Annotated in this window: 14 protein-coding genes; 8 read left to right on the top strand and 6 right to left on the bottom strand. The window is 44.4% G+C overall.

Annotation, left to right across the window (positions count from 1 at the left end; all coding sequences use genetic code 11):
* Positions 1–402 precede the first annotated feature (402 nt).
* From VFDL14_RS20405 to gnd, 5 genes are all read left to right on the top strand, one after another.
* Entirely contained in the window at positions 403–2,022 is a 1,620-nt protein-coding gene (locus tag VFDL14_RS20405) for an ATP-binding protein (protein ID WP_412179269.1), read from the top strand.
* Positions 2,023–2,718, top strand: a complete 696-nt coding sequence (locus tag VFDL14_RS20410; RefSeq protein ID WP_032549174.1) for a response regulator — start codon at positions 2,023–2,025, stop codon at positions 2,716–2,718.
* 494 nt (positions 2,719–3,212) lie between these two features.
* Positions 3,213–4,715 carry a glucose-6-phosphate dehydrogenase gene (zwf, locus tag VFDL14_RS20415; protein WP_032549173.1) on the top strand — a complete coding sequence of 501 codons (1,503 nt, stop codon included), beginning with the start codon at positions 3,213–3,215 and terminating at the stop codon, positions 4,713–4,715.
* Entirely contained in the window at positions 4,712–5,428 is a 717-nt protein-coding gene (gene pgl, locus VFDL14_RS20420) for a 6-phosphogluconolactonase (RefSeq protein WP_032549172.1), read from the top strand. Before zwf ends, pgl begins: the two co-directional genes overlap by 4 nt.
* 29 nt (positions 5,429–5,457) lie before the next feature.
* Positions 5,458–6,906, top strand: a complete 1,449-nt coding sequence (gene gnd, locus VFDL14_RS20425; protein WP_004742688.1) for a decarboxylating NADP(+)-dependent phosphogluconate dehydrogenase — start codon at positions 5,458–5,460, stop codon at positions 6,904–6,906.
* A gap of 102 nt (positions 6,907–7,008) precedes the next feature.
* Here the strand turns inward: gnd and VFDL14_RS20430 are convergent, their stop codons facing one another.
* Positions 7,009–8,157, bottom strand: a complete 1,149-nt coding sequence (locus tag VFDL14_RS20430) for an HD-GYP domain-containing protein (RefSeq protein ID WP_032549170.1) — start codon at positions 8,155–8,157, stop codon at positions 7,009–7,011.
* 571 nt (positions 8,158–8,728) lie between these two features.
* Here VFDL14_RS20430 and VFDL14_RS20435 point away from each other — a divergent pair.
* Positions 8,729–9,145: a VF530 family DNA-binding protein gene (locus VFDL14_RS20435; RefSeq protein WP_032549168.1), complete on the top strand. Its 417-nt coding sequence runs from the start codon at positions 8,729–8,731 to the stop codon at positions 9,143–9,145.
* A gap of 112 nt (positions 9,146–9,257) precedes the next feature.
* Here VFDL14_RS20435 and VFDL14_RS20440 read toward each other — a convergent pair whose 3' ends face one another.
* The 5 genes from VFDL14_RS20440 to VFDL14_RS20460 all read right to left on the bottom strand — a co-directional run bounded on the left by VFDL14_RS20440 (position 9,258) and on the right by VFDL14_RS20460 (position 13,771).
* Complete coding sequence (locus tag VFDL14_RS20440; protein ID WP_032549167.1) at positions 9,258–9,449, bottom strand: hypothetical protein; 192 nt, start codon at positions 9,447–9,449, stop codon at positions 9,258–9,260.
* A 204-nt stretch (positions 9,450–9,653) separates the two neighbouring features.
* Positions 9,654–10,412 (bottom strand): sulfite exporter TauE/SafE family protein, encoded by a 759-nt coding sequence (locus VFDL14_RS20445; RefSeq protein ID WP_032549165.1) that lies wholly within the window; start codon positions 10,410–10,412, stop codon positions 9,654–9,656.
* A 164-nt stretch (positions 10,413–10,576) separates the two neighbouring features.
* Complete coding sequence (locus VFDL14_RS20450) at positions 10,577–12,097, bottom strand: tripartite tricarboxylate transporter permease (protein WP_032549164.1); 1,521 nt, start codon at positions 12,095–12,097, stop codon at positions 10,577–10,579.
* A 10-nt stretch (positions 12,098–12,107) separates the two neighbouring features.
* Positions 12,108–12,608, bottom strand: a complete 501-nt coding sequence (locus VFDL14_RS20455) for a tripartite tricarboxylate transporter TctB family protein (RefSeq protein ID WP_032549163.1) — start codon at positions 12,606–12,608, stop codon at positions 12,108–12,110.
* Positions 12,609–12,799: 191 nt separating this feature from the next.
* Entirely contained in the window at positions 12,800–13,771 is a 972-nt protein-coding gene (locus tag VFDL14_RS20460) for a tripartite tricarboxylate transporter substrate binding protein (RefSeq protein WP_032549161.1), read from the bottom strand.
* 516 nt (positions 13,772–14,287) lie between these two features.
* On the opposite strand from VFDL14_RS20460, the gene VFDL14_RS0122905 reads away from it, so the two are divergent.
* Together VFDL14_RS0122905 and VFDL14_RS20465 are read left to right on the top strand one after the other, a co-directional pair.
* Entirely contained in the window at positions 14,288–17,446 is a 3,159-nt protein-coding gene (locus tag VFDL14_RS0122905) for an HD domain-containing phosphohydrolase (protein WP_032549160.1), read from the top strand.
* 157 nt (positions 17,447–17,603) lie between these two features.
* Positions 17,604–20,783, top strand: coding sequence for an HD domain-containing phosphohydrolase (locus tag VFDL14_RS20465; RefSeq protein WP_032549158.1), 3,180 nt, complete (start codon positions 17,604–17,606; stop codon positions 20,781–20,783).
* The last annotated feature ends 277 nt before the right edge of the window (positions 20,784–21,060 follow it).

The raw sequence follows: 21,060 nt of genomic DNA, 5'->3' as shown, positions 1-21,060 counted from the left end.
TGTTACCAATGTGTTACTTGTTTCGTTGTGTCTACTATCAAGAGAAACGGCGTCTCTTAATTGATAGCTTTATGCTTAATTTGTCATGTGCAACTAGTATAATTGTATTTTTTATAACCAACCTAAAAAACAGCTAAAATCGGAGTGATCTAGGTCAACAATTAATCAGGTAACTGAGTGTAAGAGCTAAGAATTTCTAAAAAACGATTTTGAGGTTTGGTTTAAATCTGAAGTCAGTCGGTTTTAGACTAAAAACTCTGTTAATAACATGCGCTTTAGTCACAAATCTGAACCTTTGAAGTCTCTCATAATTAACTTGGTGTTAACATTGTTAGATCGCATAGGGAGTAGGTGTCGATGAAGTGGAGCAGTATCAGCTTTAGAAAAAGATTGCTGATTATTATGACAGTGACAGGGTTAGTCGAGTTGCTGATTCTTAGCGCGGCTGGCTTTGCCTATATCAAACACTCCCAAGAAGAAGAGATGGGGCTCAAAGCCTTGGGGGTCGCCGAGTTCCTTTCCGAATCTCCGCGCGTTATCGAACTGATCCAACGCCACTCAAGTGACCCTGATCTTTTGTCTCAGTTAGATTCTGAACATCAACAACGCTTTCGCAACTTAACCCATCTTATTGGCGCAGCATTCATTGTGATTGGCGATGAACAGGGAATTCGCCTTGTTCACCCTGTCGATGAAAGATTAGGTAAGCCGATGCGAGGAGGAGACAACCAAAAAGCATTGGTTTTCGGTGAATCCTATGTGTCGACAGCCAAAGGCTCGTTGGGGCTTTCTGTTCGAGGTAAATCGGCAGTTAAAGACTCGAATGGCGAAATCATTGGGGTGGTGTCAGTTGGTTATTTGCTTGACTCTTTACAAGATAGAATCGAGCCCTATTTGGCGTTCTTGATCATCATGGCATTGTTGGTTGTCGCTGTTAATGCCTTGATATCTAGTTATGTCTCAAGACGTTTCCAGAGAGCAATCCTTGGTTTTGAACCTGAAGAGATCGGTCGTTTGTATGTCGAGCTTGATGTCACTATGAGCACGGTGAAAGAGGGTATTCTGAGTATCGACAACCACGGCGTTCTTCGTTCAATCAACAAGAGTGCCTGCGACATTCTCTCTATCGATAGAGAGTCTTCACTTAATAAGCCGTTTTCTCAGGTTGTGCCGAATAGTGACCTTGAGCAACTGTTGTCGAGTGGTCAGTCGGACCACGATATTGAGCTTTATCTAAACAATAAGCGCATTATCGCAAACCGCAGCCCAATTGTTGTGGCGGGGGAAGTAGTTGGTGCGGTGTCGAGTTTTAGATTAAGAGATGAGATTAATGACCTCACCGAGCAGCTCTCGCAAACCAAAGAATATGCTGACCTGCTGCGCTCACAAACTCACGAACACCGTAATAAGCTCAACACTATTAGTGGCATGTTGCAAATGGGTGAGCTAGAAGCGGTGCAACACTTAATTGGCCAAGAAACTGCTCACTATCAGAGCCTTATCGAATTCTTGAGAGAGACCGTTAAAGAGCCACTAGTGGCTGGTATGCTACTTGGCAAAACAGAGCGTGCTCGTGAAATTGGTTTAGAGCTGGTGGTAGAAGAGGGCTCTCGATTAGAAACTCTGCCAAGGTGGTTAAACGCCGATGATGTTGTGACCATCTTGGGGAACTTGATTGATAACGCGTTTGATGCGACTCGAATGGCAATCAGCCAAACGGAATCATTCCCGCCTGCGAGACGTATCATCGAGGTTTCAGTCAGCGATTATGGTAATGAAGTGATTCTTGAAGTTGATGACAAAGGGTGCGGTTTACCAGAAGGTTTAGCCATTGAAGACCTCACGCGCAAAGGGGTTTCAAGCAAGGCCAAGCAAAACCGAGGCGTGGGCTTGTATTTGGTTAAGCAGATTGCTGATCGTTACCAAGGTCAGCTTGATATGATTGAAAATAGAGATTTTGGTACACGGATGACCGTTTACCTACCAAAAGAAGAACAAATATCGTTTAAGGAAGAGCGTTAAATGAATGCAGTCACTAAAGTCATGGTCATTGAAGATGATATTGCGATTGCGGAGTTGCACCATCGTTACTTAGAGCAGGTGGGCGGGTTCGAAGTGGTTGGGATTGCTACGTCTCAATCTGAGGCGATTATGCAGTTGGATATATTAAAGCCTGACCTTGTCCTGCTTGATGTCTATTTACCAGACGGTTGTGGTTTAGATATTTTGAATCATGTTAGAGGCAACAACCAAGGCTGTGATGTCATCTTAATCACGGCGGCACGCGATGTTGATACGCTTCAGCAGGCAATGCGCGGTGGCGTTGTTGACTATTTGCTAAAGCCAGTAATGTTTCCACGTCTAGAAGCATCACTTAAAAAGTATCGCTCGCAACAACAAGAGTTGGAGAGCGTGTCTGATCTCAACCAAGGCTTAGTTGATAAGATGTTGCAAGCGGCCAATCAAGCAGATTCGAAACCAGCAGCAACGCTGCCAAAAGGTATCGATGGCGTGACGCTTGATAAAATCCGAGCGCTATTTGAAAGTGCCGAAACGAAAGATCTGACAGCAGATGAGGCAGGGGAACGCATTGGTGCAAGCCGCACCACAGCTCGCCGATACCTTGAATACTTGATCACCACTGGTGAACTGAATGCTGATCTAAACTATGGTTCAGTTGGCCGACCAGAACGTTGTTATAACAAAGCGACGCGGTAACCTTTGAGAATCTTACTAGAATCGACCCATTCATTCTAATCACTTCCCACCCTAGCTTGGCATTTGTGCATAAACCCAAGCACTAATCAAAACAGTCCAAATTATAAAACCAGTTTAATAATTCACTGCAAAATAGTTATCAAACTGGTTTTTCGTGCTACTCCGCCGACCAGATCCCATTTATTTTTCACTACAATGATTTGGAATGCAGTTCCGTCGTCGTTTAATCATTTTTGTTCTAACTAATGGCAAATTATTTGGATTAAATGAGTCAATATTTAATCGATTGCCTTCACAGTGGTTGATGTAAATCAAATAGTCATAGACAATACTGACCCGAATTGAGGTGATCTATATCACCCTCGTTTACCAAACGCATTCTCTAGTGTGATAGGCGCTCGCTATTGAACTAATAGCCAAGACCTATTATCTATTTTTGTATGTCGCTGATACCGTTGGCGAATACTGAAAACCTTGTTTTTATAGGAAAGATGATGGTAATACCTGAAAACAGCAGCATCGTTATTTTTGGTGCGTCGGGCGATCTCACGTATCGTAAGCTGATCCCCGCTTTATACCACTTGTATGCTAGCAATCAACTGCCGGAATCCTTTGCGATTCTTGGAGTGAGCCGTACTGAGTACAGCGATGAGTCTTACCGTGAAAAACTGAAGAAATCTCTTCAGGAAATGGAAGAAACTGAGCCAGAGACGCTAAACGCGTTCATTAATCACCTGCACTACCAAGCGATTAATACCTCTGACACAGAAGATTATGCTCGTTTAGCACAGCGCCTAGACAAGCTAGAACAAGATTATCAATTCGAAAATCACAACACTCTATTCTACTTGGCAACGCCGCCAAGCCTATATGGTGTGATCCCAGCGAACCTAGCGGCACATGGCCTGAACGATGAGTCGAACGGCTGGCGTCGTCTAATCATCGAAAAACCATTTGGTTATGATTTAGCTTCTGCTCAAGCGCTAGATGAAGAAATCCATCATCACTTCCAAGAACACCAGATCTATCGTATCGACCACTACCTAGGTAAAGAAACGGTACAAAACCTTCTAGTGCTTCGTTTCTCTAACGCAATGTTTGAACCACTGTGGAACCGTAACTTCATTGATTACGTTGAAATCACAGGTGCTGAGTTCCTTGGTGTTGAAGAGCGTGGCGGATACTACGATGGTTCTGGTGCTGTGCGCGATATGTTCCAAAACCACCTGCTACAAGTATTAGCAATGGTTGGTATGGAGCCGCCGGCACAAATCAATGCAGATTCAATTCGTGACGAAGTGGTTAAAGTACTTCAATGTCTGAAACCTCTTGAAGAAGAAGACCTACGTAAAGACTTGGTTCTTGGTCAATACACGGCGTCTGATGTACGTGGTCAGCACCTACTAGGTTACCGTGAAGAGCAGGGTGTAGCAGACGATTCTCGTACTGAGACATACATTGGTCTTAAAGCTCACATCAATAACTGGCGTTGGAATGGGGTTCCTTTCTACGTACGTACAGGTAAACGACTACCAACGCGCGTGACGGAAATCGTGATTCACTTTAAGAACACGCCACACCCAGTATTTGGTCAAGATGCACCAGAGAACAAGCTGATCATCCGCATTCAACCGGACGAAGGCATCCAAATGAGCTTTGGTTTGAAAGAACCAGGCGCAGGCTTTAAAGCAAAAGAAGTGAAAATGAACTTCTCTTACTCTGACTTGCCTGAGACTCAAATGCTAACGGCGTACGAGCGTCTACTTCTTGATGCTCTGAATGGCGACGCGACTCTGTTTGCACGTACTGATGCGGTAGAAGCGTGTTGGAAGTACGTTCAACCTATCTTAGATTTCAAACAAGATCCTCAAGCTCTATTTGGTTATGCTTGTGGTACTTGGGGTCCACAAGAAGCAGACGAGCTTCTTGAAAGAGACGGCCGCGCGTGGCGTTTCCCTTGTAAAAACCTAACAGATACGGATTATTGCGAATTATGATCAACCATAAGATCTTTGAAACGCCAGAGCTAGTTGTTGAAAACCTAGCAAACGAAATGAAAGCGTACAGCGAGCAGGGCACACCTGTTCATATTTCACTTTCAGGTGGCAGCACGCCAAAAATGCTATTCAAACTGTTGGCACAGGCGCCATACGCAGAAGGTATCCAATGGAAAAACCTTCACTTCTGGTGGGGCGACGAGCGTTGCGTGGCACCAGATGATGCGGAAAGCAACTACGGTGAAGCAAACGCACTTCTATTCTCTCAAGTAAACCTTCCTGCTGAGAACATTCACCGTATCCGTGGTGAAGATGAGCCTAAAGCGGAAGCCGAGCGTTTTGCAAAAGAGATGGCAGAAGTCATTCCAACAGAAAATGGTACACCTGTTTTCGATTGGATCCTGCTAGGTGTAGGCGCAGATGGCCACACAGCTTCTCTTTTCCCGGGTGCAACTAACTACCAAGATGAGAACCTGTCTGTACTGGCTTCTCACCCTGAGTCTGGTCAAATCCGTGTTTCTAAAACAGCTAAGGTTTTAGAAGCGTCAAAACGAATCAGCTACCTAGTACTGGGTGCTGGCAAAGTTGATATCGTTAAAGAAATTCATACGACTCCTGCTTCAGAACTGCCTTACCCGGCAGCGAAAATCCAGTCTAAAACTGGCGAAACAGAGTGGTTCCTAGATTCAAATGCAGCAAGTGCTATCGCATAATCGCGAATAGCCGCAAGGAGATATAAATAATGAAAGGTGATATCGGTGTAATTGGCCTAGCAGTAATGGGTCAAAACCTTATCCTAAACATGAATGACAACGGCTTTAAAGTTGTTGCTCACAACCGTACTGCTGCGAAAGTAGACGAGTTCCTAGAAGGTCCAGCGAAAGGTACAAACATCGTTGGTGCTTACTCTCTAGAAGAGCTTGTTGAGAAGCTAGAAGCACCACGTAAAGTGATGCTAATGGTTCGTGCTGGTGCAGTTGTTGATACTTTCATCGACAACCTAATTCCACTTCTAGACGAAGGCGACATCATCATTGACGGTGGTAACACAAACTACCCAGACACAAACCGTCGTGTTGCTCACTGTCGTGAAAAAGGCATTCACTTCATCGGTACTGGTGTATCTGGTGGTGAAGAAGGTGCACGTTTCGGTCCTTCAATCATGCCAGGCGGCGCGGCTGAAGCTTGGGAAGCGGTTAAGCCAATCTTCCAAGGTATCTCTGCAAAAACTGACGCTGGCGAACCTTGTTGTGACTGGGTTGGTAACGACGGCGCTGGCCACTTCGTTAAGATGGTACACAACGGCATCGAATACGGCGACATGCAGCTTATCACTGAAGCTTACCAGTTCATGAAAGACGGTCTTGGTATGTCTGCAGACGAGATGCAAGCAGTATTCGCTGATTGGAACAAGACTGAGCTAGACAGCTACCTTGTTGAAATCACTGCTGACATCCTTGGCTACAAAGATGAAGACGGTGAGCCTCTAGTTGAGAAAATCCTAGACACAGCAGGCCAAAAAGGTACGGGTAAGTGGACAGGTATCAACGCACTAGACCTAGGTATTCCTCTAACGCTGATCTCTGAGTCGGTATTCTCTCGTTGTCTATCTGCGCTTAAAGATCAACGTGTTGAAGCTGAATCTCTATTCGGTAAGACAATCACTCCAGTTGAAGGCGACAAGCAAGAGTGGGTTGATGCACTACGTCAAGCTCTACTAGCTTCTAAGATCATCTCTTACGCTCAAGGCTTCATGCTAATGCGCGAAGCGTCTAACGAGAATGGTTGGGACCTAAACTACGGTAACGTAGCTCTAATGTGGCGTGGTGGTTGTATCATCCGTTCTGCATTCCTAGGCAACATCCGTGATGCGTACGAAGCGAACCCAGACATCGCGTTCCTAGGTTCTGATGAGTACTTCAAAAACATCTTACAAGGCAGCCTAGCGGCATGGCGTAAAGTAGCAGCGAAATCTCTAGAGTCTGGTATCCCAATGCCATGTACGATTTCTGCGCTATCTTTCCTAGACGGTTACACAACTGCTCGTCTACCAGCTAACCTGCTTCAAGCTCAACGTGACTACTTCGGTGCTCACACTTACGAGCGTACAGACCGTCCACGTGGTGAATTCTTCCACACTAACTGGACTGGTACAGGCGGCGACACTGCTTCAACAACTTACGACGTATAATCGTAATTAGTTGTTTTAAAATTAAAAAAGGATGCTAACTGGCATCCTTTTTTGTTTCTGTCAACACGCCCTAGTGATTTCTAGTTAGATACCTAACTAACATTAAGCCTGGAAGCTGGTCACTTCTTCTTTGTCAGAATACTGCTCCCTTACTGCCATACAGGTATCTAAGTTCTGCTTAAGCGCTTCGACACAACTTGGGTCGAACATAATGCCAACGTTTTCTTCGATGTACTCCAACACATCATCAAGTTCCCATTCAGATTTATAGGCTCTCTTACTCAGTAGGGCATCAAACACATCTGCTAAGGTAACGATACGCGCCTCCAATGGAATTTGAGTACCACACAGTCTGTCTGGTAAGCCAGTTCCGTCGTAGCGTTCGTGATGATGTCGAATAATGTTCTTCAGAAACTGCACTTCATCGTGCGAGATAGAGTGGTTATCGGAAATCGAGACAACATCTTCAATCATGGCTTCACCGTAAATGGTGTGCTGATTCATGATGGCGCGATCTTCATCGGTAAATCGTTTAGTACTAAAAAGTACATGGTCGGGGATTCGATACTTGCCGATATCATGAAAAGGTGCATAAACACGAATTCGATGAATGAATTGATAGGTGATTTCTGGCTTTTGCTCTGACATCGCTCGCGCCAAGATCTCACTGTAACGCCCCATACGAATCAAATGCTCTTTGGTTTCAGGATCTCTTGCATGGCCCATATTTAACGCAATCGCGAGAGAAGTTTGAAAGTGTTTTTGATTCTCGTGCAGTCGAGTAAACAAACTCGCGATAAGCTGGGACAGATACGCTATGTCAGCTTGGATGCTCTTCTGATTAAAGAAGCCAATCGCAGTGGCATTAAGAAAGATAAACCCCAGATTTTTGTCACGATAGTAGATAGGAGAGGTGTAGCTACTTTGATGCCCAATATCGATTAAGCGACAAATTTGGCGCGTTGGATTCATCGTCGATAAGTCATTGATAACGCGAACAGAAGGCAGCTCAGACATCTTTCTCAGCGAAGATTCTGGTCTGATATTGTATTCGATGTAGTTATGGCTCGCCTCTTGGCACAAGGCATCGGAGACAAAGTAATTGGTGGCTTTGTTTTCGTTAGTTAAGGCTATGGAGAGGCGCGAGAGCGTTGGGTAGAACGAACGCACAAGCTGAAACAGGTCGTCTAACGTCGAGGTAATATCTTGATCTTTAGCTGCGATTTTACTGAGTTGGGAGTAGTCAAACATGAGCGGGGCTGACCTTTATTTATAATTATGTAATTGTTTTTCTTTGACTTATTGATTTCTCATATTTAAGAATACGAACATACCAGTCCTGTTAACGAATTGTAATCTTGTCATCCTATAAATTCTAATCACATCACTAAAAATGTGGTTATTACATTTAAGAGTCATCCATTTTGTTAACTGGGTTGGCTTTTTGTTATATCGATCCAGATTTCTAATCCAATTGGGGTATTTACAGCGATGTCGGTTCCAGAAAGTTTGTTCAATAAACATGATGATTATTAATAAGTTGGCGTGTCCAATAATGAAAATGAATGTGTTCTAGCCGCGAACTGAAGCCATAATTGTTAAATATTTGGTATGTAAAACGAGCTTATTGAGTGATGTGATGGTTAGTTCTCATGCGATCAAGCCAAAATTGGAAATATGCGTCGATGATAATTAGGAGAGTGGCAGGCTTTGTGCCATCATTACCCTCATTGATAGGCGTGCAGGAAGCAGACCTAAGTAAACAACCGTTATTGATGATGGTGAACTAACGCAGAGTGCTTGCTCTGTTTAAGGTATGACGATGACAGATGAAGAAAGAATTGAGCTGCAGAAAAACAACCCACTGCACGGCTTAAAGTTAGAAACCATGATCACTGAGCTGGTGGATCATTACGGTTGGGAAATCCTTGATGCAGCGATGCGTATGAACTGTTTCAATACTAAGCCGTCTGTCGCGAGTGCGGTGAAGTACTTGAAGAAAACACAATGGGCGCGTGAGAAAGTAGAGAACTTTTACTTGTACCGCTTCAAGCGTATGCCAAAAGCATCTGACCTTGAATATCAAATGCCACCACGTTCACGCACTTTCCGTCATGGGCTTGAGCCTAAAGAGCCGATGGAGCTGACGGTAGAATCTATCCTTGCGTCTCAAGCTAAGGCCGCGTCTTCTTTTAAAGCGCGTCGCTCGGGTGGTAAAGGACGCAATTTCCGCCGCTAATCACTATGGTGGACTGAACAAGATACAAAAAAGGAGCATCATGCTCCTTTTCTTTTGCTATCTATTTTTGAAGTAGGGTAAAGCTATCAAAGTTGTATTGCTCTGCGAGTGATTAGGCTTCGCGGTTTTTCTTTTGATTTTTGATGAAATCGCCTACGTAGATTGCAGCGCTGAAGACGAGAAACAGAGCAGAAACCGAAAACAGAGCGGGCATTTTTAGTATCCACGCGAAGGTTGCTGCTAAGAATGCAATGAAGCAGATCAGTCTGCTTGATGACATAACATGACCGAGTTTGATGTTCATAATGCCCCCTAATATGCTTGCTTCTTTTACGCAGTAAGTATCTCATCATTGGATGAAAATTAATCTAAATTAATATCAAACAAGATGATTATCAGGCTCTCTTCACAAATTTAGCGAACGCTATTTTAATGAACGGAAGTAACACTGCAAAGTCGAACGCACTTCTATAGCCAAAGGACATATCTGGCGATTTTTAATAACTGATTAATTGGCGTAGAAAAAGTATGCGGTGATTAAAAAGCTTGCAACGATAACGCTATTACGAACATAGTTTTGTGGAATGTTGCGTGATATCTGAGCCGAGTAGTAACCACCGACTAATGTGCCGAGCAATACCGCGAGCCCTGAACTCCAATCAATCGAACCATCAACAATAAATAGGACGATGGCCGCCATTGAAGCGCTTGCTGATACCAATAACTTAATACCGTTCATGACATTGATGTTGATATAACCAGCTAAGGCAAGATAGCTTAGCGTGACAATACCAAGGCCAGCATTGAAGTAACCACCGTAAACGCATACCAAAAGCAACAAAAGGGCTGAGAAGAAGGCACCTGCTTTGCCTGCGTGTTTGTGCTTTGATGCCGCTTTTTTAATCAAGCTGTTGATGTGGCCACCAAAGGTAAAAAGCAGTGCAGCGAATAGGAGTAGCCAAGGAACAGATTGTGTAAAGAGAGCTTCAGGAGTGTGCAGCAGTAAGAATGCACCGATTGCACCACCCAGTACACTCAGAATCAAAGTCAACTTGAGCTGCTTTGTGCCCGATAGGATCTCTTGCCTTAATGCGTAAGCGCCACTGATGTAGCCTGCACAAGAGGCAAAGGTATTGGTTGCGTTGGCAGCGACCGGAGGGACGCCTACAAATAGTAGAGCGGGGAACGTAACAAAACTGCCTCCTCCAGCAATGGAGTTCAATATGCCACCAAGCACACCAGCGAGAAAGAGTATCAGCCATTCCATGGCACAGTTCCTAATTGAGAGACGAATAACTAACTTACTGCATTTTGAATCTAAAACCAGCCTTATCATAATGTTATGAACAAGTTTGTGATTTGTTGCAATGGATGCTTAGACCATCAATAAAAAAAGGGAGCCGAAGGCTCCCTAGGTAAAGTGCGGTTTGATTAGGCTTCTACAGGTTTAGCTTTAAGGCTCTTAAACAGTTTCATGAATAGAGGGCTGAATAGAACCAACACCGCAAGGATGGTAAAGCTCATGGTAATCGGGCGCTCCCAAAGGAAACTTAGTTCGCCGTCACTGATCATAAGTGCACGTCTTAAGTTCTCTTCCATTAATCCGCCTAGGATGAAGCCTAGCAACAGCGGTGCTAATGGGAAGTCGGCCAATCTCAATCCTATTGCTGCCATTGCTACAAGCAACATGATAAAGACATCCATAGTGTTAAACGACACCAAGTAAACACCAGTAATTGAGAAGAACAGAATCATAGGTAGTAACACGGTTCTTGGCACAGCGAGTAGCTTAGAGATGTATGGGATCAGCGGTAGGTTTAAAATCACCAGTACGATGTTACCGAAGTACATAGAGATGATAACTGACCAGAATACATCAGGGTGCTCAACGAACAGACGCGGACCTGGCTGAATACCGTAGGCAATCAAAGCACCAAGCATAATCGCCGTCGTACCTGAACCTGGGATACCAAGTGTTAATAGAGGAACAAACGAACCACTAGAAGCTGCGTTGTTTGCCGATTCTGGCGCAACAAGACCACGGATACTGCCTTTACCAAACTCTTTCTGCTTCTCTTTTGGTGCCAGACTGCGTTCCATACCATAGCTAAGGAAAGCTGCAATAGTTGCACCAGCACCCGGTAGTACGCCAGTAAAGAAACCAAGAATAGAAGAACGAATCGATACCGGAGCTACGTCTTTAACCTCTTCTTTAGTCACTTTCATGCTGCCGATATCGGACATCTTACGGCTTTCCTCTTCACTGGTGTCTTTTTGAGGTTTAAGCACACCCATCAGAGTTTCACCAAGCGCGAATGTAGCCATCGCGAGTAGCAAGAAGCTAAAGCCGTCCATTAAATCGGTTAAGCCGAAAGTGAATCGTTCAACACCGACACCTTTATCGATACCTACCGTTGAAAGCATCAAACCAAGAATGGTCATCATCCATGCTTTGATCACTTGTCCCGGTCCAGCAAAGGCTGCAACTGCCGACAAGCCAAGTAGCATCAGCGCAAAGTAGTCTGACGATTGGAAGCTTAGCGATACGCTTGCAAGCGCTGGTGCCGCGATAAGAAGCATGATTGCTGATAGCGTACCACCAGTAAATGAAGAGTAAGCCGCCAGTGCAAGTGCTTTGCCTGCTTGGCCTTTTTGCGCCATTGGGTAGCCATCAAATGCAGTTACCACGGTTGATGAACATCCCGGCGCATTGATGAGAATCGACGAAGTTGAGCCGCCAAATACCGCACCATAATAAACACCAGCCATTAGGATTAGACCTGATGAAGGTTCTAAACCGTAAGTGATAGGGATCATTAGCGCGATCGCAGAGATAGGCCCTAAGCCTGGTAGCATCCCGATAAAGGTACCAACGAAACAGCCCACGATCACCATCATGATGTTCATCGGCATTACCGCGGTCGAGAGTCCTTGTAAAATTCCATCTAACATAATGCGGTTCCTACCAAAGTGTGTAGATAAGCCCAGGTTCTAGATAGATATCTAATCCCTGAGTTAATAGAAGATAAAAAATGATGACAAACGGGAATGAAGCACCAATCAGGATTGGTTTTCTGCGCTCACCCAGTAGGTAAAAGCCTGCCAATAAGAAGAAGCCAGTTGCCAGTACAAAGCCTAGATAGGTAAGTCCAACACCATACAATGCCATTAGAACTAAGAAACCGATTAACAGCTTCCAGTTAAGCGGTGTGGTATCGCAGGATTTCTTCGGTTCTTGTTTTCCGGTTACAAGTAAGATCAGCGCCAGCCCAATACCCGCAAAGGTGAGTAGGGTTGGTAGTGTTCGTGCTGTAAAAGGTTCGTATTCATCACCGGGGAACAGTGGGATAAGGGTTGTCTGGTAGCCGTAGCACAAGCAAACCAATAGGAAAACTAGGGCACCAATTCGATCGCTAGTGAGTAGGTTCTCTTTGGATAAGAACGTGTTCGATTGTTCCGACATATCCAACTCCATAAAAAATAAAAAAGCCATGCATGAGCGGGTTAATGAAGAATGTCTAGGATCACTAACGGAATGTAGGAAGAGAGTAGTGCTCAACTGCCTACAAATTACAAAGGAGATTGAGTGAACTCATGCATGGCAAAACAGAGAATAAGGAAGGGGGAGCTGTCGGTTCCCCCTGAATAGTTTTGTTACTTGAGGAAGCCAAGCTCGCGCATCAGGTCGCCCATTTGCTTCTCTTGGTCTTCTAGGAAGGAATAGAACTCTTTATCGGCTTTGTAGTTGTCGATCCAACCATTACGGTCGCGAACTACTTGCCACTCATCAGTGGTGTACATTTTGTTAAGCGCTTGGTTCCACTCATCAATTTTCGCTTGACTTGTGCCAGGTGCAGCAAAGAAACCACGCCAGTTAGCAAACACAGTTTCATTGCCGTACTCAGTTAGCGTTGGGATGTCTGGTGCAGCATCTAGACGTTTAGGCGCTGTCACAGCTAGTACTTTTACTTGGCCAGATTTTGACATCTCCAACACTTCACCAAGGCCTGTTGAAAGGAGTTGAGTCTCACCAGATAGTAGAGCTGCCATCGCTTTACCGCCCGCATCGTAGGCAATGTAACGAACTTTCTTAGCGTCAAAACCTTCGCCTTTAAATGCGGCTGCTACGACTAAGTGGTCCATACTGCCACGTGCTGAGCCACCAGCGATTTTGACTTTACGAGGGTTAGATTCGAACTCTTTAACCACATCTTCCCAAGTATCGTACTTAGAGTCTGCTGACGTTACGATCGCGCCATAGTCCGCAATGGTTGCAGCAACAGGAGTTAGGTCACGGAAAGATTGAGGAAAAATACCAGTTAGAGAGCGAACAACAATCGGTGTTGAGTTGACCATAAGCGTATCTTCTTGACGCCTAGCCGTTTCAATAAGGTGTGCAATCGCTTTACCGCCGCCGCCACCGGACAGGTTTTGGAAAGAGACATTCTCAACGATGTCAGACTTTACCAATACATCGCCAGTACCACGAGCAGTCATGTCCCAACCGCCGCCTGCGCCGCCAGGGATTAAGAAGTGGATTTTCTCTACGTCTGCCGCAAAAGTGTTGAATGAGAAGGTAGCGGCGATCACAGTCGCTGCGATAGAGGGTTTCATTGCCTTGAACATGTTTCACGTTCCTTATGTATTGTTCTCTTAGTTAAGCGAGAAACTTATTGATGTATTAACTACTGGGTATTGAGCGAAGTTCAAATAACCAGTCGATGCTCAAAGGTTAATGTTGTGTTAATGAATTGTCTTTAATGTGGTGATATTGAGGATAAAGAGCATTGAATTAATAAAGTTCATAAAGTTCATGGCTCGCAAATCGGACGATGAAGCATCTTTTTGACATGAAAATATGTATAAAATAAGGCGGCGTTAATAATAGATTTATAAGATAAGCGTAAGATAAAAAAGAGAAATCTCCATTGAAGAGTAACGGTAGCTGATTTTTGTAAACTTGTGAGAACGAAACCTGAGAGTTATCACGTAAAAGCTCTAAATATATAGAATATTGTATTGATATTGGGAATGACCGTTAACATAATGTGATAACAAGGCTTAATAACTGGGTGGGAATTCTCCAATATCACCCAACAACTCTTAAGGATCTAAGAGGCAATTGTTCAAGGATAGAAGAACATGAAAGATGCAAAAATTTCGTTGCGGTTTACCGTGGGTGGAATGTTTTTACTTGCAACTATATTGACGGCGACCGTTGCAGTTTCACTTCAATATTATTTCAGTAAGACGATGGCAACGGAGCATACCTTGTCGAAACTGACGATGGTGTCCCAAGAATTAAGTGATTATGTTGAAGCGATTGATTCTGATGCGATCAACACGGCGCAGCTGTTGTCTTCTGTTAATCGTTCCATTAGTAGCCAGATATCGAAGCAAGAAGCTCGAAATATTCTGTCTGAAGCGATCAAAGACAACCCACTTTTCTACAGCATCTATATTGGCTCTTCTAACGACGACTTCTTCCAAATTATTAACCTCGACTCTTCACCAATTGTCAGAGAAAAAATTGATGCTTCAGAAACCGACCGTTGGGTTGTGATTGAAATTGCAAATAGCTCTGATGGGCGACTTCGCTCTACAAGCTACTATGATGATGCATTTAACCTTCGTGATGTCGTAACTGAATCGAGCAATTATTTCCCTACAACGCGTCCTTGGTACATCTCTGCTTCGACTGATGTAGTCGGTAAGACTCAGCCTTATCTTTTCCAGCATCTGCAGATCACAGGACAAACCTACTCACTGGCATTCCAATCGAAAAATGACCAAAACAGCCAGCACGTGATTGGCATTGATATTGTGTTGTCTTCATTGGCCAACAAACTTTCAGCAACAGCACTAGGGCTAGAGGCGGACAGCCAAGTTGAGTCTTTTTTATATTCAACGTCGGGTAACATTATTGCGACTAACCGAAAGCGAGAGCCTAAGTCATCCGCTTTTGAAGTTAAGCCACTTTATCTTACGAGTAGCCAACAAGCCTTGGTGAGTGAGGCGGGGCCAATCCAAATCTCTAACCAGAATGACTGGGGGCCGATGGACTTTTCTGTGTCTGGGCAACCCAATGGCTATGCGATTGATATGTTGGAGTTGATTAGCCAGCAGACGGGCATAGAGTTTAAATATGTGAACGGATTTTCATGGCAAGAACTAACCGATAAGTTTCGAGAGGGGGAGTTAGATGCAATACATTCGACCCTTAAGAATGAATCAAATGGTGTTGTAGGGCATTACAGTCAACCTTTATACCAATTGCCTTTCTCAGTGGTGACCAGAGAGCAAGATTCTGGCACAACCACATATCAAGCGCTCGTCGGTAACAAAGTCGCGATTCTGTCGGGTTGGTCAATCACCGAGGAGCTTAAACGGCAATACCCCGAGGTTGAGCTAATCTCATTTCCAAGCCTTAAGGCCGCTTTTGACTGTGTGGAGAGCAAAGCATGTGATGCAGTATTAGATGTTAAACCTGTCTTAGATTTTGCTCTTGAACGTTTTTTTCATTCTGGGCTGCGCAATAGTGCTGAGCTGGTGGACCTTCGACAAGACTACGCCAGTGACTTTTATCTGGTGCTGGGAGAGGAGCATCAAGCGCTACTCCCAATCATCAATATGGCATTAGACAGCATTACGCCAAAGCAGAAGGCCGCGTTAGAAGCTAAATGGTTTCATCATGAGGCAATTGATAGCGATATAACCGTGCCTTATACCGAACTTTATGAATTGATACCTTCGGCAACATTGGAAGGTGAAATGAAGCAGATTCAGCTAAATGGAGAGAGTCGCCACCTTTACTTGCGCAAGATAGAGACAGGAGAACACTACTCAGAATATTTTGCTGTGCTCATACCGGAACAAGAGATCTATCAAACCGTACATAAACGCGTCGCGACTTCGATTGGCATTACTGTGCTGCTGATGGCACTTACCCTGCCAGTCGCATGGATTTTTGGTGCGCCGATCGTTCGCCCAATTCGTAAGCTGCAAGAAGAGACGCTGAAGATAAAACAGCGACGCTATGATGACGTAGAGATGATCGAAACTCGTATTAAAGAAGTTTGGGACCTCTCTGTGGCTGTGAAAGACATGGCTAATGAAATCAAGACGCACGAACAGACACAAGAGGAGTTTGTTGAGGCGTTTATTAAGCTTATCGCACAGGCTATCGATGATAAATCACCTTACACGGCAGGTCACTGTAATCGTGTTCCAGAGCTTGGCATGATGTTGGCCGAAGCGGTCGAGGCGTCAGATGAACCGCTATTTAAAGACTTCAAGTTTGCCAATAATGATGAAAGGCGTGAGTTTAGAATCGCAGCATGGTTGCATGATTGCGGTAAGATCACCACGCCAGAGCACATTGTGGATAAAGGCACTAAGTTGGAAGCCAACTACAATCGTATTCACGAAGTGAGGATGCGTTTTGAGGTACTGTGGCGAGATGCAGAAATTCAAGCGCTTGAGAAGCAGTTGTCACAACGACAAACCAAACAAGAAAGCGAGAAAGAGCTAGCAGAACTTCAACAAACGTTAATTGAAGATTTTGAGTTTATTGCGACATCTAATGTGGGTGGTGAATACATGAGTGATGAGAAAGTTGAGCGTATTCACCAAATCGCCAACAAAGTCTGGTATCGCCATTTTGATGATCGCTTAGGGCTCTCTCCTGTAGAAGAGTTAGCTCGTAAAGGGGAGGCGAGTACGCTACCAGCGAAAGAGCAATTATTGTCTGATAAACCGGAACACATCATTCCGAGAGAGCGAACTGCTGAATATGATCCTAAATTAGGTATTCGAATGGCGGTTCCCGAGCACCAATACAATCTAGGTGAGGTCTATAACCTGTCGATTGCCAGAGGTACATTGACGGCGGAAGATCGCTTTAAGATTAACGAACATATGATAAGCACGATCAAGATGCTCGAGAACTTACCTTTCCCGAAAGAGCTGAGCCGCGTACCACGTTACGCTTCGACTCACCATGAAACATTAAAGGGAACGGGGTACCCACGTAAATTAACGGCAGAGGAGCTGTCGATACCAGAACGCGTGCTGGTGATATCCGATATCTTTGAGGCTCTCACGGCATCAGATCGTCCATATCGTAAGGCGAAGCCGATCAGTGTCGCTGTTAACATCATGCACAAAATGGCGTTGGATGAGCATATTGATATTGAGTTGTTCCGACTATTTTTGACGAGTGGCACGCATCTTAGGTACGCAAAGGCGTATTTGAAGCCAGAACAAATAGATAGTGTAGATATCGAACAATATATGAATTGAGCTGTGGGGAGTATATGAGGCGCTAGTAAAGACTTAATTGTTATTGTGGTAAAGCTCAATTAAAGGATTGTAATTGAGGTTATAGAAATATATCGTATGAAGTACTGCTCATGCAGTTTTTTTTTTATAATAATCATTAACACGGATGTCTGGCTATATGGATAAGGTCTACGGAGCAGAGAAGAAGTTCTCTATTCGGTTTACGGTGGGTGGCATGTTTATCGTTGCCACAATCATCACTGCAATATTAGCGATCTCTTTGCAGTATTATTTCAACAACAAGCTCGCCACAGAGAATACACTTACCAAGTATTCTATTATTGCCAATAATATCAGCGACTATGTTAAAAGCTCGGATGGCGAGAGCCATTACACAACAGGGTTATTGGCATCAATTCTGAGAGCAACTGATGACCGGCTTGATCAAGAGACACTCAAGAAGATCTTCGCCGATGTGCTGTCGAATAATGCGCAAATCTACAGCGTCTATTTAGGGGAGCGGGACGATAACTTTTTCCAATTGATCAACCTTGAGTCTTCTCCTATCGTTCGAGAGAAAATCAATGCAGCCCCGCAAGACCGCTGGGTTCTAATACGCATTTTTGACCAAGGCGAGCAGCGACTAAAACAAACCCACTTTCTGGATGAAAACTTTAACGTTCGCCATCAAATCTCAGAAAACAGCAACTATTTCCCAACTCAACGCCCTTGGTATGAAAGTGCGACAGAGCAGGTGAGCAAGACAGAACCCTACCTTTTTCAACACCTAAAGATCACAGGTCAAACCTTTTCTGTTGAGTTACCAGAACATCAATTAGTGCTGGGTGTTGATGTTTTGCTCTCCTCCTTGTCCGATAAAATGAAAGGCATTTTAGCCAGCTCTGGCGCTAGCACTGGGGTTGAAGCATTTGTATTTCGACGAAATGGCGAAGTGACTGCGACTAATCTAGCACCGGACTTTGCAGACGAGATGCCTCAAGGCGTGCCTTTAGAGCTCACCCAAACTCAGCGAGAGCTTATCGAGAATACGCGCTCATTAAAAGTCTCCAACCAGATGGCTTGGGGACCTATGGATTATGCTATCTCGGGTGAGCCAAGAGGTTATGCGATTGACTTACTGAAAGAGCTTTCCCGCTCAACTGGGCTGAAGTTCGAGTTCATCAACGGGTTTACTTGGAATGAGTTATTGCAGCAGTACAGCGACGGTTCATTAGATGTGCTGCACTCATTGCAGAACAACAACCAAGGCTACGCCACAGGGGCGTTCAGCGATCCCATTTACCAACTGCCTTTTGCAATCGTGGCGAATAAGCGCTTAGGCAAGATTGAATCGTTGAGCGAACTCAATGGTAAACGCTTAGCGATTCTGTCGGGTTGGTCGATCATTCCGGAGTTTCGCTCTAAGTATCCACAGATCGAGTTGGTTGAGTTTTCAAACATCAACGACAGCGTACATGCCCTAAAAGCAGGAAAGGTTGATGGCTTTTTGGATAGCTCGGCAATTCTTAAATCCGCTATCCAACAATACTTTTTGGTTGATATGAAGCTCAGCGAGGGTATTGAGGAGCTGGTGGAACACTTCCCATCCAATTATCACGTCTTGATGCAAAAAGGTGATCAGGATGTCGTTGAAATCATCAACCTGGCTATTGCTAACATCAATGCGGAGCAGCGCACTTACTTAGAAGAAAAGTGGTTGAACCCCAATAAGAAGATAGCCAAAGAAGACATGCGCCGAGTCCCTTATCTAGAGTTGTATGAACTTGCTCATACTGAAGCTCTACATGGACAGTTGGTGAAACGTAACGTTTCGGGCATCGACAAATACATCTACATCACACCAACCCGTGAGCAAGGGGATGAGTATTTTGCGGTGATTGTTCCAGAGAGCATTGTGCTGGCTCAGGTGATGGACAAGGTTGCGAAGTCGGTATTAATCACCGGAGTGTTCCTGCTGGGCTTATTACCATTGGCTTGGCGCTTTGGTTCGCCAATTGTTAATCCAATCACCACCCTGATTGCGCAAACAGATCTGATTAAAGAGCGTCAGTATGATGATGTGAGACCTGTTAACACGCGTATCTCAGAGATCGATGAGCTGTCGACAGCGATTGTTGATATGTCAAAAGAGATTAAACGACACGAAGAAGCGCAAGAGGCGTTTGTGGAAGCCTTCATTAAACTCATCGCACAAGCCATCGATGACAAATCTGCGTATACGGCAGGGCACTGTAACCGTGTACCAGAGCTAGGCTTGATGTTAGCTGAGGCTGCAGAGCGGTGTGAGAGTGGTCAATTTAAGTCGTTTAAGTTTAATAGTGATGATGAACGACGAGAGTTTAGAATTGCAGCTTGGCTTCATGATTGCGGTAAGATCACAACGCCGGAGCATATTGTCGACAAAGGCTCTAAGCTAGAAGCGAACTATAACCGTATCCATGAAGTTCGAACCCGATTTGAAGTTCTGTGGCGTGATGCTCAAATCAAAGCGCTAACTCAACAATTGGAAGGTCAACTCAGCCAAGAAGAGATCGATAAACAACTCAAATTGGCGCAAGCTCAATTGCAAGATGACTTCTCGTTCATTGCGACTTCGAACGTGGGTGGTGAATTCATGAGTCAAGATAAGGTCGAGCGAATCAAGCTGATTGCTGACATCACATGGACGCGTCACTTTGATGACAGACTGGGTCTATCGCCAATTGAGGAACTCAATAAGCAGGGTAACACTCAACTACCCGCTACCGAGAAGCTGTTATCGGATAAGCCTGAACACATTATTAAGCGCGACCGTCCAATTGAGTTTGATCCTAAACATGGGATTAAAATGGATGTACCTGAGTACTTATATAACCAAGGAGAGGTTTATAATCTGCGTATTGCTCGTGGCACGCTGACGGCAGAAGACCGCTTTAAGATCAACGAGCATATGATCAGTACCATTAAGATGCTTGAGAATCTTCCTTTCCCTAAAGAGCTCAGCCGTGTACCTCGTTACGCGTCAACTCATCATGAAACATTAAAAGGGACGGGTTACCCGCGTAAACTTAAGGCAGATGACCTGTCTATTCCTGAACGTATCTTGGTTATCTCAGATATTTTTGAGGCGTTAACGGCCGCAGATAGGCCTTATAAGAAGGCCAAGCCTATCAGTGTGGCTGTCGACATCATGTATAAGATGGCGTTAGACGAGCACTTAGATATCGATTTATTCAGACTGTTCTTAACCAGTGGTACGCATATTCGTTATGCCCAAGAGTATCTAAAACCAGAGCAGATCGACGATGTGGATATTGAAAAATATATGGAGCAGGACGTTCTCTTAAAAGCGGTTTAGCTTCCCCAATCACCCCCGAGTCAACCCAAATACAGGCGTACCAAAGTGTGCGCCTTTTCTATACCTGATGGTTTTCTTTTCCAAATACCCTTTTTACACATCAGATTGTCGAACAAAACTCAGACTCTCACACTATTGTCGACAGTGTCTGTTTTCCTCGAAAAGCTTAGAAATACGTTTTCGAATGATCATTATTCAATTTAATCATATGTTTAACGTGAATTGTGTGTTTATAAAATACGATCTGAGTAGAAAGTACAGAGCTATACCTTAGTCT

The organism is Vibrio fortis, assembly GCF_000695685.1.
Taxonomy (GTDB): domain Bacteria; phylum Pseudomonadota; class Gammaproteobacteria; order Enterobacterales; family Vibrionaceae; genus Vibrio; species Vibrio fortis_A.
The sequence above is the reverse complement of the archived record's forward strand: the minus strand, read 5'-3'. Positions and strand labels throughout refer to the sequence as shown.